Source organism: Bradyrhizobium campsiandrae (genome assembly GCF_014529705.1).
Taxonomy (GTDB): domain Bacteria; phylum Pseudomonadota; class Alphaproteobacteria; order Rhizobiales; family Xanthobacteraceae; genus Bradyrhizobium; species Bradyrhizobium campsiandrae.
Map to the genome: position 1 here is coordinate 109,607 of NZ_JAANIH010000016.1, position 12,282 is coordinate 121,888.

The following is a 12,282-nucleotide window of genomic DNA, read 5'->3' on the forward strand; positions in this document are numbered from 1 at the left end:
TTTTGGAACTATAGCCTCGGCCCCAATCACACGCTCTCAACCTCTGGAGGCGACCTTGCCCAAGCGAAACGCGACCGCGGCCGTGATCGGGGCCGGCGATTTCATCGGCTCCGAGATTGCCAAGAAATTCGCAGGCGAAGGTTTTTCGATCTATGCGGGCCGCCGCAACGGCGACAAGCTCGCGCCGCTGGTGAAGGACATCGAGGCGGCCGGCGGCGAGATCCATGCGCGCTCGCTGGACGCGCGAAAGGAGGAGGAGATCATCTCTTTTCTCAACGATGCCGACAGGCACGCGCCGCTCGAGGTCTGCATCTTCAATGTCGGCGCCAACGTCAATTTTCCGATCCTCGACACCACCGAGCGCGTGTTTCGCAAGGTGTGGGAAATGGCCTGCTATTCCGGCTTTCTTGCCGGGCGCGAGGCGGCGCGGCTGATGCTGCCGCGCGGCCGCGGCAACATCTTCTTCACCGGCGCGACCGCGTCCCTGCGCGGCGGCAGCGGCTTTGCGGCGTTTGCCAGCGCCAAGTTCGGCCTCCGTGCGGTGGCGCAGGCGATGGCGCGCGAGCTCGGGCCGAAGAACATCCACGTCGCCCATCTCATCATCGATTCCGGCGTCGACACCGAATGGGTACGGCAGCGCCGGCTCGAGGCGCTCGGCCCCAACGCGCTCGACAATCCCGATCTCTTGATGCCGCCATCGGCCGTCGCTGACTCCTATTGGCAGCTCTATCAGCAGCCGAAGAGCGCCTGGACCTTCGAGATGGAGATCCGCCCGTTCGGAGAGAAATGGTGACCGCGGCGCGGATGTCCGGCTAGACTGGTCCCAAGCAAGCTGAAGCAAAATTCCGGGAGGACATTGAAGTGAAGACCGCGATCACCGAGCTGTTCGGCATCGAGCACCCCATCATCCAGGGCGGCATGCATTTCGTCGGCTTTGCCGAGCTGGCGGCGGCCGTCTCCAATGCCGGCGGGCTCGGCATCATCACCGGCCTCACCCAGAAGACGCCGGAGCTGCTCGCCAAGGAGATCGCGCGCTGCCGCGACATGACCGACAAGCCGTTCGGCGTGAACCTCACCTTCCTGCCGACCTTTTCGGCACCGCCTTATCCGGAATACATCGCAGCCATCGTCGAAGGCGGCATCAAGGCGGTCGAGACTGCGGGCCGCAGCCCCGAACAATACATGCCCGCGCTGAAGGCGGCCGGCATCAAGGTGATCCACAAATGCACCTCGGTCCGCCATTCGCTGAAGGCCGAGCGGATCGGCTGCGATGCCGTCAGCGTCGACGGCTTTGAGTGCGGTGGTCATCCCGGCGAGGACGACATTCCCAACATGATCCTATTGCCGCGCGCGGCCGAGGAGTTGAAGATCCCGTTCGTGGCCTCCGGCGGCATGGCCGACGGGCGCAGCCTGGTCGCGGCGCTGTCGCTGGGCGCGGCGGGCATGAACATGGGCACGCGCTTCATCGCGACCAAGGAGGCGCCGGTGCATCAGAACGTGAAGAACGCGCTGGTCGCCGCGACCGAGCTCGACACCCGCCTGATCATGCGGGCTCTGCGCAACACCGAGCGCGTGCTGAAGAACGCCAACGTCGACCGCCTGCTCGAGATCGAGCATGCCAAGGGCGACAAGCTGACGATCGAGGACATCCACGACCAGGTCGCCGGCGTCTATCCCAAGGTCATGCTGGACGGGCAGATGGATGCCGGGGCCTGGAGCTGCGGCATGGTCGCAGGCCTCATCCACGACATTCCCTCCTGCAAGGAACTGGTCGATCGCATCATGGCGGAGGCCGAACAGATCATCCGCAACAGGTTGATCGGGTTCCTCGATGGGACGGGAGCGACGCGAAAGGTCGCCTGACACCGCCAAACTTCTTAACCACAGAGACAATTGACCGCTGGAATTGCCCGCGGCGGCTCCTAAATAGGAGTAAATTACTTCTTAACATCAAGATTTCAGGAGGCGTCCGTGGTCCTGAAAAGCATTCCCTTGGCGATTGTCATTGCCCTCGCGCTGGCGGTGGGCGGTGTCGCGCGCGCTGAAGACTACAAGCCCGACGAATATCTCGGTCTCGATCTGTCCAAGGCCGTGCTGTCGCCAAAGCGGCTCGGCCCCGAGACGCACTTCGCGCCGGTTGCGCTGGAGGCGAGGGGCGGCAACGAGCCGCAGGCCCGCGCCGAGCCCGTCGATGTGCCGAAAAAGATCGCGGCCGAACGCGTGCGTGTCTCCGAGCCGAAGATCGCCCACACGAAGAGCACCCAGCCGCGTGGCGCGGCCCGCACCAGGCTTGCCCATCGCCACGGCAATCCGCTCGACGCCCAGGCGATGGACACCCGCATCCAGACCTGGCCGTGCCGCTCCGGCGGCATCTGCAACTGGAAGCACTGACCAAGTCTGAGACCGTCACCTCCGCGTCGCAAAACCGTCGGCGCGGAGTCAAGGAAACGTAAGCCAGCCGTCAAACGACGCAGGCACCTTCCGTCGCGATTCGACGAAGGTCTCCTGGATGGCAACGCTCCGCGCCTCGCGCGCATGGACCCGACGGCAGTTTCTGGTCCGCTCCACATCCTCGCTCGCCATCGCTTCGCTCGCAAAGCCCGGCATCGGCCGCGCCGCCGATCGCCCGCAGATCGCGGGCGGCATTCAATCAGGCGACGTCTCCGATGGCTCGGCCGTGATCTGGGCGCGCGCCGACCGGCCCGCGCGCATGCAGGTGGAATGCTCGACCGTCGAGAGCTTCAAGAGCATCATCGCGGCGGCGTCGCGCGACGCCCTGCCGGACGCAGACTTCACCGCCAAGCTGCAGCTCGACGGTCTGCCATCAGGGCAAGACATCTTCTATCGCGTGCGCTTCGACGACATCGCGACCGGCATCGCCGGCGAGAGCCGTGTCGGCCATTTTCGCACCGCCCCGGCTGCCGGCCAGTCGATCTCGTTCCTGTGGTCGGGGGATGTCGCGGGGCAGGGCTGGGGCATCGACCTCTCGCGCGGCGGCTATCGCAGCTATCGCACCATGCTCGCCAACCGGCCGGATTTCTTCATCCACTCCGGCGATCACATCTATGCCGATTGCACGATTCCGTCCGAGCAGCAACTTCCGAACGGCGAGATCTGGCGCAACATCGTGACCGAGGAGAAATCGCAGGTCGCGCACACGCTGGCGCAGTTCCGCGGCAACTACATCTACAATCATCTCGACGAGCATTTTCGCGCCTTCCACGCCGAGGTGCCGATGCTCGCGCAATGGGACGATCACGAGGTGACCAACGACTGGTCGCCGACCGGCAGCTATGACGCGGCCGGCTTTGAGGACGACGGCACGCCGCGCCTGGTCGCGCGCGCCCGCCGCGCTTTCTTCGATTTCATGCCGATCCGGGACATTGGCGCGCGACAAGGCCGCGTCTATCGCAAGATCGCTTATGGCCCGCTGCTCGACGTCTTCATGATCGACATGCGCAGCTATCGCGACGACACCTGGAACAAGGGTGACGATCGTCGCGGCTGGATCCTCGGCGCCGAGCAGCTCGCCTGGCTGAAGCGAGAGCTCGCCGCCTCGCGCGCGACCTGGAAGGTGATCGCGGCCGACCTGCCGATCGGGCTGATCAGCCTCGATGCCGTCGCGCTCGGCGACGGCCCGCCTGACAGGCGCGAGCATGAGGTCGCCGACCTCCTGAGCGCGATCAAGCACGCCGGCGTCCGCAACATCGTCTGGCTGACCGCCGACATGCATTACACCGCCGCGCATTATTACGATCCGAACCAGGCCCAGTTTCAGGATTTCGAGCCGTTCTGGGAATTCGTCTCCGGCCCGCTCCATGCCGGCACCTGGGGGCCGGGCGAACTCGACAACACGTTTGGCCCTGTGGCGATGTACCGGAATGGCTGCAGCGAGGCCCAAGGCGAGAACCTCGCACCCTGCTTCGGCCTGCAGTTTTTCGGCCGCGTCGACATCGACGGCGCCAGCGGCGTGATGACGGTGACCTTGAAAGATGTCGACAACCGCGACCTCTGGTCAGTCGACCTGGTGCCGCAACCGCAGGCGCGCCCGGCCCTGGTGGCTCAGCATTCGTGATTGGCCGCCTTGCGCCCGGCGCGCTATGGTGGTCCTTCCCGCCACCTCTTTTCCATCACCAAAGGGTCTGCTCACGCGGCATCGCCGCGCGCGCTCGGCGGATTGAAATGCCTTAAGGAGCCCGTTCAATGGACAATTTGAAAACACAGGGCATCAGCATGCCCAAGCTCGGCCTCGGCACCTACCGCATGCAGGGCGATGCCTGCCGTGCGGCGGTCGAGAGCGCGCTGTCGATCGGCTATCGCCACATCGACACCGCCGAAATGTACGCCAACGAGGAGGCGATCGGCGCCGCGCTGGCAGCCGCCGCCGTGCCGCGGCGCGAGCTGCATGTCACGACCAAGGTCTGGCACGAGAATCTGGCGCCGGACGCGATCCGCCGGGCCTTCGACGCCAGCCTGAACAAGCTCAGGCTCGATCACGTCGACCTTTATCTGGTGCACTGGCCGTCGCGATCGGCCAACTGGGGCGCGGTGTTCGAGACCCTGATGAAGCTGAAGGAGGAGGGGCGCACGCGCGCGATCGGCGTTGCCAATTTCACCACGGCGCTGCTCAAGATCGCGGTCGAGGACGTCAAGGCGCCGATCGCCTGCAACCAGGTCGAATATCACGCGATGCTCGATCAATCGAAGGTTCTGGCCTATCTCAAGGCGAAGTCGATCCCGCTGGTCGCCTACTGCCCGCTGGCGCAGGGGCGCATTGCGTCGGACCCGGTGCTCGCGGAGATCGGCACCAAGCACGACGCCAGCGCCGCACAGGTCGCGTTGAAGTGGCTGCTCGACCAGGATGGCGTCGCCGCCATCCCGAAGGCCTCGCGCCGCGAGAGTCAGCAGGCCAATCTGGATGCGCTGAAGATCACGCTCGACGATGCTGATCGCAGGACAATCGCCGCCCTGCCCAAGGATAGGCGCTGCGTCAATCCAGGCTTCGCGCCGGCGTGGGACTAGCGCCGTCACTTGCAACAGCTGCGATGTCGGCTTTGGGACGGGCAAAGATCCTATGCTTGATCAGAGCACCACTGCTCGTGACCCGGAGCGGGCTTCGTATTTTCAAGATTTCTTCCTTCCCGTGCGCTTGCGCGAGGCTGCGTGCGGCAGCGGCCTCATGCCCGCACGCCTGACCAGTGCACTGTCGAGGACGTCTGCCAAGAAGGCGGAGTCGATCTTCTCCCGCGAGAACCATCGACGGAAGAAAAGCGGGCCAACCAATTCCGCGACAAGGATGCCGGTGCCGCGGCCCTGCACCGAAGGCTCGCCCCGCTCGCGACCTCGGTCGAGGACCTGTTCAAACGGGGCCATGAAGGTCCGGTGCATCCGGCTCTGCAGAGCAGCAATTTCCGGATCCCGTTCCGCAGCGTCGAGGATGGAAGGATAGACGCTGCCCCACATCTCGTCAGCGAGCTGCGCGGCGAGGCCGTCGAGGAGTGTCCGCAGGTCGCCACGCAGACTGCCGGTATCGGGAATGGGTGCAGGCCCGCCAAATTGCGCACAGGCGTGCAGCAGAAGTGCTGAACGCGAGGGCCAATGGCGATAAATCGTGGTCTTCGAAACCCCTGACTGGCGTGAAATGGCATCGATGCTGACGCCGGCAATGCCGTTCCGCATGAGCTGTCGGTAAGTCTCGGCCAGGACCTTGGTCCGGGAGCGCTCGACGCGCTTATCAAGGGAGTTTGATTGTTGGTCCTTCATCCAGCCAAGTCTCTTAAGATCAAGTCTCTTCAGATCAAGTCTCTTCCCTGATCGCGTCTGTTTCATCATGCCATCCCCGTTCGGCTTTGACGATTCATGGGCCTGGTTGACGTCCGTCACTCCACTACGATACGGTATCGTACTGTAACTTCAGCGGGAGATACGCGATGCGCTTCGCCTCTACACGCTTGGTCACCGACGACGTGCCGCGGCTGGCGGGTTTTTACGCGGTATTGTTGAATGCGGATCCGCGCGGAAGCGACGACTACGTTGAGTTCCGCCCGGGCGGAGCAGTTCTCGCCATCGTCAGCCGCCGGTCTGCCGAGCAGATGCACGGCGGTTCGTGGCGCGGTGCCGCCAATGGTTCGGCCATCCTGGAGTTCGAAGTCGTCGACGTCGATGCCGAGCGTCGGCGGGTCGATGGCCTGGTGCGCGATTGGCTCCAGCAGCCAAAGGACATGCCCTGGGGCAACCGGTCGATGCTCTTCCGCGATCCAGACGGCAATCCGGTCAACGTCTTCAGTGCTCCTGCGACGCGGGTCGATGCGGCATCGGCAGCATGAAAGTCCTCGTGTTCGGCGGCAGCGGGCGCACGGGCAAGGAACTGATACTCCAGCTATTGGCGCACGGTCACATCGTGACGGCCGTCGTTAGACATCCTGGCGATCTCGGCCTGAGATACGAGCGGCTGCAGGTGGTCGAGGGCGACGCGCTGAAGCCGGAAAGCTTCGACGCGGCGCTCGAAGGCAACGACGCGGTGCTGTCGACGCTGGGCGTCTCCGGCTTCTTCAACTCGCTACGCCCGATGACCTTCTACCGCGACTCGATTGCTGCGATCATCGACCGTATGCAGGTCCGCGAAGTCCGCCGCCTCGTGCTCGTTTCCTCGGTAGGGGTGCGCGACGACCCGTCGACACCGATCTGGTATCGCACCATCGTCAGGCCGATGCTGCGTCACAAATACGAGAACATGCGGCAGATGGAGCAGAGGGTCGCAGCATCGGGGCTCGCGTGGACCATTGTGCGCGCGGCCCGGCTGGTCGATGGCCCGCTGACCCAACGCTACCGGATCGGAGACGACGGCAGCCTGACCAATGTGACGAAGGTTTCGCGCAGTGATCTGGCCGATTTCATGGCGCGCGAGGTCCAGGACGCAAAGCGCATCGGACGTGCCGTCGCGATATCGTATTGAGCCGTGGTGACGGACCATGTACCGATGCGCTTGGAACTCGTGAATTGATCCTCCGTTGGTTGACAAGAACGATCCGGATTTCATGAGGTTTTGTCCGTTCGATGAACAAGGAGCGGGAAAAAGCGAATCCTGGAAGCTCGCCTTGAGCGCTGCCGGCAACTCTCCAGGGACTTTCCGGATGGTCTGACCGCAGAGCACCTGCGCCAGATCGAAGCCGCCCTCGTCGACGACCTCAGAGCCCTGGAACAGCACCAAGTCGCGCCATCTCTCTAGGAACGAGCGCGGCCGCTCTGCGTTGCCGCGCTGCTCTTGGAAGGTGACGCCGTAAACTGCGTCGCGCTGGATAGGCTGCGGAAGGCTGGGGAAGTGAAGCAGACGCCACGTATCCGAATCGTGATCGGTGACCGTCGTCCGATCGTGCTGCAGGGGTTTGCGCCGCTATTTGCCGCCGAGAGTGACTTCAAGCTCGTTGCCTCTTGCAACAAGGGGGCCGACTGCCTGGAGGCAGTTCGGAGGTTGAGGCCGGATGTCGCGCTTGTCGAGGACGGGTTTTCCGACCTGACGGCTTCTGAGATGCTCGCCGCCGTCGACACCGAAAAACTCCCCACACGACTGGTCTTCTACACCGCATCCATTGCCCAGGGTGATCTCGCTGCCGCCATCGCAGCGGGGGCCTGCGCTGGGATTCCGATGCGCGAGGAACCGGAAGCCTTGATGCAATCCCTCCGGCTGGTGGCGCCGTCCCCGGACCGGGTGGCTGCCGGCAAAGCAGGCCGTGGTACCTTTGACGACAAAAGGGTGACTGCGCTCACGGATTTGGAGCGCAAGATCATGCGTCTGGTCGCTTGCGGGATGTCTGACCGGGAGATTGCGCGCGAGCTCAAGATGGCCACAGGTACCATCAATGCGCGGGTCGAGCACATCTCTGCACGGCTTCAGATCAAAGATCGCCGGCAGCTCGCGACGTTTGCGCTGTCGCGCCTGTACGGCGGAGTCGGCGCGCTTGCAGCTCTGATTTGGGCCGCGCTAGACGATGTTCAACCCGCAACCGCGGCTGCAGTCGATCATGCGCATAGCGATCCTGTCACGGTATTGACCGCAGACGGTACGGGTGCGGTTTTGGCCATCAAAATCACGCCCCAGAAGACGACCGCTGCTCCGGGCAGAACGGCCAAAGCTGTGGGCAAGGCCGGCTGCATTGGGACTTCTGTAGCTGAGAGTTCGACGCGGGCCGGCAATCTCTTCGAATCCCGTGCTGATATTGTCGCCAGCACGGTCCCATTGCTGGCGCCCGCCGCTTCACGGCTCGGCTTGAGCAGCTTTGGCGCTTTCGCATTGATGGCTGTCGGAGTTTCAATTCTCGAGCTCCTCGACAGCCCTGCGCAGGCTTTTACTTTTTCCGATAACCCGAGCGGCCTCCTTTCACCGGATGTCGCAACCGCAACCGCCGAATTTGCCGCCTTCAACAGGGATGGTGGCGTCGATGCGAACCTCAATGGCTTCGTTGACACGGCCTGGCTCGATTCCGCACCACAGACGGAATTATTCGCCTTCGCGGGTGCCAGGGGCGATACCGTGGTCAGAGGCGACGAACTCCTGATCCCTCATGCAGCCGCGACCGAGGATAGCGCCAGGGGCGGCGGCAACGTTCATGTTGGAGCCGGTGCCGTCGACGCTCTGAGCGGTCATGGCGGCTCCGGACAGGCGGACGGAACGGACACAGCCAGGAATGCGGAACCCGGCACACCACAACCAACCGAAGCAGATGGGCCCGATCATGGGCCATTGCAGGCTGATGTCCAAGTTTCGGAAGACGGCGCTGCGAAGGGCAAGCCGCATGCCGATCACGAGCCGGCGGGACAGGATCCCGCTCAAAGGCAGTCGCAGCGTGAGGTGCATGTTTCAGAACAGGGCGCCGTAAAAGGCAAGCCGCATGCCGATCACCAGCCACCGGGACACGATCCCGTCCAAAGCCAATCGCAGCGTGACATGCATGTGTCCGAGCAAGGCAACGCAAAAAGCAAGCCGCATGCCGGACAGGAGACCTCGGGCCACGGATCCGATCGTGGGCAATCGCATCGCGATGCAGGCGCTTCAAAGGATGCCCCAACCGATAACCATATCAATTCCGACAAAACGCAACCCAAATTGCACAAGGCGCATTTGAGCAGTGCGGACACTCCGCATGCGGGGCCCAGCGAGAATGGCCATGGCAATAGCCAAGCTGCCGATGCCTTCGGACGGACACAAACGGCAACTGCGCCCGAGCTCAGGGACTCCTTTCGTTTCAAGAATGACATGGCGGCGCCCAACCATTCGAGTCATATTGAGGATAGCCAGCGACCACTCGCTGATGGGAATGAACTGCACAATGCCGGGCATCAGGGACTTGCGCCGATCGAATATGCAGATCTGATTGGCCCCTCACATGCCGTGCAGGGCTTCGGTGATCACACAGGAAGTTTCGAGCACCATCTGACTCATGATTTATTGATTTAGTGGCTGGACTGCCCCGTTACACCGGCGCCGGTACTCGGGTTCAAACGTTTTGCCAACCGTCTGCTAGTTTGGTCCGATAGCCGATGCGGATCGATGTCCGCTGTTCGACCGTAATTGAGTCGGAGAGCACGTGGCGGATAGGTGGGACAAGCACCCGGTCTTTCCAATCTTCAAACACCCGATGCCAACGACGCGAACATCACCATCATCGGCGCATCGCGCTAGAAGGCGTGGAGACGATGACATCGGCCCCGTTGGTGTCCAATCGTTTAGGGGCTGGTCTCTACGCAGCTTCGTCGAGCGTAGAAGCAGAGCGGGCGGACACCCGCTCAGCACGATGTCTGACCCAGCGAGCCAGTTTTCTGAACGATCTCGTTTGCCCACACACGCGATGAACCCGATGGTCATGCCCTCGGGATCATGCGCGAGGTCCTAGGACCACGCGCTGATTGACCGGCCTGGTAGATCTGATGTTGTCTAACCATGATGCAATGGTCTTGCGGCAAGGCTTCAGGTGGCTTTGGAAGGGAATGCTTGGAAGGGAATGCAATGAAAAGACTTTCTTGTTTGATTTTGGCAACGAGCTTCTTTGCGGCGACTTCGGCTAGTTCGGCGCCGATCACTTATGACGTCAACGCAAGTTTTGATCCTGCCGTCTTCGGTACGAACGGCCCGGGTATCGGCACTGTCGTAGGGACTGTCTCAATCGACACCTCCGCATCGAGTCCCAGCGCCGCGGTAACCGCCGTTAATCTCACCGAAAGCACCAACAACGGGATCGCCGGTATTGGTGGGGCATTCGGTAGCCCGGCATTTTCTAGCTTTACGTTCAATCAAACCGGGACTTTCACAATCATCTTTTTTGGAAGTCCTGTCGTCTTTAATCTTGCGACGGCGGTAGTCGACGGCAGCGGCCATCTCGTTTTGAACGTTACAACAAACGAGGCTGTATTCGACGGTTCGTTGATCGGTCCGAGCCTAACCCTTGTGTTTCCAGACGGAGGCGGAAACATTATTCCGGGCCAGTTCGACTCCCACACTTCTGAAGACCATTTGTTGTTTGGAACGGCTGAGGTTGCAACTCCTGTTTCGGCCGTCCCGGAGCCCTCCACTTGGGCGATGATGTTCCTGGGCTTCTTCGGACTCGGCTTCATCGCCTATCGTCGCCGCAATGAATTTGCGGTCGGCTGATCGGGCGACGCAAGGTTTGGTCAATCAGAGAACACACAGAGACCGTCTTCGCGGCGGTCTCTTTGTTTGATGCCACCTGACCTGTTGGCTCATGTGCGAAGTTGCGCCGGTATGGGTGCGCCCCGCTTCCCGATGAAGCGCCTACGGAATGTCGCCGCCGAGATGGCGCTGCATGTTTTCGCGCCCATACCGCACACGGGTGATGAACATCGTCGGCTCCGTTCTGCCGAGAATTGAACCGCCCGAAGCCTTTGCCGCGACCCGGGCGCTACCGACCGCCGATCGATCTCGAGATGCTCGGTCCTAAGACGGTCCTAAGACTTGACCGTCCTTGACTGACATCCACCTGAAATTGACAATCAGCCTAATTTTGGAAGGAGCTTTAAATGAAAAGATTGCTTTGCGGTACTCTTCTCGGATCTCTTGCAATCCTCACACAGATCACTGGCGCAAGCGCCGACAGCTTTGTGACGCAGCGGGACTCCACCTACTCCATTACATTTCCATCTGGATTGGATTCCGCGACGACACAATATACCGTCACGATGACGTTGCCGAGCGGGGGCAGCAATTACGGCCCGACGGACTACAATCTCAAGACGGGAAACCAGGGCACTACTTTTACCCCGAGCGGCGACGTCACGACCAACATTCCTTCAAGCGCTCCCGCCGGCACGCCTCTGGTGAACGGAACGCTTTTCAACGGCGGAGGCGGAGGCACGTTCAGCTTTAGTTACACAACGGCAAACGGTCCTGACTTTACACATAGCTGGACGACATCAGGCGTGGCAGGCGGTCACAACGTTCTTCAATTCGGTGGAACAGGGGGACAAGGATTCGGCGGCGGCGGTTCTAACCTGGTTGATATTGGCGGTATCTTTACTGTCGAAGTTTTCATTCAAGGAAAATGGACGCCGGGCACAGCCACTGGCGACGTCTATCTGACGAACATTGCGAGCGGCTATAACATCGTGAGCGACTTCGAGTACAATTCCAGTTTGGATGCGACCGTGTTTTCAGCGTCGACGGGTTCGTACGACGGCACCAATCCGAGCATCGCCTTCAACCTCGTCGGGGATCAGGTCTCAGCCGTGCCCGAACCGTCGACCTGGGCAATGATGGTCATTGGTTTTTGTGGCGTCGGCTTCATGACTTACCATCGTCGTCGGCAAGCGCCATTGGCCGCCTGATCGACCGCGCAGCGATTGTTCCAGAGACCGCCTTCGGGCGGTCTTCTGTTTTCGATGCCGCTGCTTTCGTTTCCGCAAGAGCGCGTGTCCACCATGTCGCGCGTTGAGGCCTGGCGGACCCGGCGGATTCATGAATCCATGCGCTCGTCGTCTCAGCCGCTTCGAACGCAAGGAAATGGCCCCGCGAGGGGCCATTTCCGGTTTGCGTTGCGCATTAGTCCCAGTGACGATGATGGCGGTTGACCACCACGACGCGGTCGTGATGGTGCCAGCCGCGATGCCAGCCATTGTCGCGATGCTCGCGGAATTCGGCGCGCGCGCCGTACGGGCCGTGATGGCCGTGCTTGACGACCACCGTCTCAGCACTTGCCAGCGTCGGCGCCGCAACCGCGAGCGCACCCAGAGCGGCAACGACATAACCAAGCTTCTTCATGACTGTCCTCCTCC

12 protein-coding genes are annotated in these 12,282 nt (G+C 62.0%); 10 read left to right on the forward strand and 2 right to left on the reverse strand.

The features are described 5' to 3' along the window. Nucleotides 1-55 precede the first annotated feature (55 nt). The 5 genes from G8O24_RS14555 (at nucleotide 56) to G8O24_RS14575 (ending at nucleotide 5,022) form a co-directional block, all read left to right on the forward strand. A complete protein-coding gene (locus G8O24_RS14555; RefSeq protein WP_188100311.1) occupies nucleotides 56-793 on the forward strand; it encodes an SDR family oxidoreductase in 738 nt (245 codons plus the stop codon). Nucleotides 794-861: 68 nt separating this feature from the next. Then, nucleotides 862-1,863: an NAD(P)H-dependent flavin oxidoreductase gene (locus G8O24_RS14560; protein WP_188100312.1), complete on the forward strand. Its 1,002-nt coding sequence runs from the start codon at nucleotides 862-864 to the stop codon at nucleotides 1,861-1,863. A gap of 108 nt (nucleotides 1,864-1,971) precedes the next feature. Then, nucleotides 1,972-2,391: a hypothetical protein gene (locus G8O24_RS14565; protein WP_188100313.1), complete on the forward strand. Its 420-nt coding sequence runs from the start codon at nucleotides 1,972-1,974 to the stop codon at nucleotides 2,389-2,391. Between the two features lie 118 nt (nucleotides 2,392-2,509). Then, nucleotides 2,510-4,075, forward strand: a complete 1,566-nt coding sequence (locus G8O24_RS14570; RefSeq protein WP_188100314.1) for an alkaline phosphatase D family protein — start codon at nucleotides 2,510-2,512, stop codon at nucleotides 4,073-4,075. Between the two features lie 128 nt (nucleotides 4,076-4,203). Further along, nucleotides 4,204-5,022 (forward strand): aldo/keto reductase, encoded by an 819-nt coding sequence (locus G8O24_RS14575; protein ID WP_188100316.1) that lies wholly within the window; start codon nucleotides 4,204-4,206, stop codon nucleotides 5,020-5,022. Between the two features lie 102 nt (nucleotides 5,023-5,124). Here G8O24_RS14575 and G8O24_RS14580 read toward each other — a convergent pair whose 3' ends face one another. Continuing rightward, nucleotides 5,125-5,829 carry a TetR/AcrR family transcriptional regulator gene (locus G8O24_RS14580; protein WP_202988758.1) on the reverse strand — a complete coding sequence of 235 codons (705 nt, stop codon included), beginning with the start codon at nucleotides 5,827-5,829 and terminating at the stop codon, nucleotides 5,125-5,127. 101 nt (nucleotides 5,830-5,930) lie between these two features. On the opposite strand from G8O24_RS14580, the gene G8O24_RS14585 reads away from it, so the two are divergent. The 5 genes from G8O24_RS14585 (at nucleotide 5,931) to G8O24_RS14605 (ending at nucleotide 11,835) form a co-directional block, all read left to right on the forward strand. Beyond that, nucleotides 5,931-6,326, forward strand: a complete 396-nt coding sequence (locus tag G8O24_RS14585) for a VOC family protein (protein WP_188100318.1) — start codon at nucleotides 5,931-5,933, stop codon at nucleotides 6,324-6,326. Between the two features lie 8 nt (nucleotides 6,327-6,334). Beyond that, nucleotides 6,335-6,955: an NAD(P)-dependent oxidoreductase gene (locus G8O24_RS14590; protein ID WP_188100320.1), complete on the forward strand. Its 621-nt coding sequence runs from the start codon at nucleotides 6,335-6,337 to the stop codon at nucleotides 6,953-6,955. 366 nt (nucleotides 6,956-7,321) lie between these two features. Beyond that, on the forward strand, nucleotides 7,322-9,454 hold the full coding sequence (locus tag G8O24_RS14595; protein WP_188100322.1) for a LuxR C-terminal-related transcriptional regulator: 2,133 nt from the start codon (nucleotides 7,322-7,324) through the stop codon (nucleotides 9,452-9,454). Between the two features lie 549 nt (nucleotides 9,455-10,003). Then, entirely contained in the window at nucleotides 10,004-10,645 is a 642-nt protein-coding gene (locus tag G8O24_RS14600) for a PEP-CTERM sorting domain-containing protein (RefSeq protein ID WP_188100324.1), read from the forward strand. A gap of 386 nt (nucleotides 10,646-11,031) precedes the next feature. Continuing rightward, complete coding sequence (locus tag G8O24_RS14605) at nucleotides 11,032-11,835, forward strand: PEP-CTERM sorting domain-containing protein (RefSeq protein ID WP_188100326.1); 804 nt, start codon at nucleotides 11,032-11,034, stop codon at nucleotides 11,833-11,835. A gap of 214 nt (nucleotides 11,836-12,049) precedes the next feature. Here the strand turns inward: G8O24_RS14605 and G8O24_RS14610 are convergent, their stop codons facing one another. Continuing rightward, nucleotides 12,050-12,268 carry a hypothetical protein gene (locus G8O24_RS14610; RefSeq protein ID WP_188100328.1) on the reverse strand — a complete coding sequence of 73 codons (219 nt, stop codon included), beginning with the start codon at nucleotides 12,266-12,268 and terminating at the stop codon, nucleotides 12,050-12,052. Between the last annotated feature and the right edge of the window lie 14 nt (nucleotides 12,269-12,282).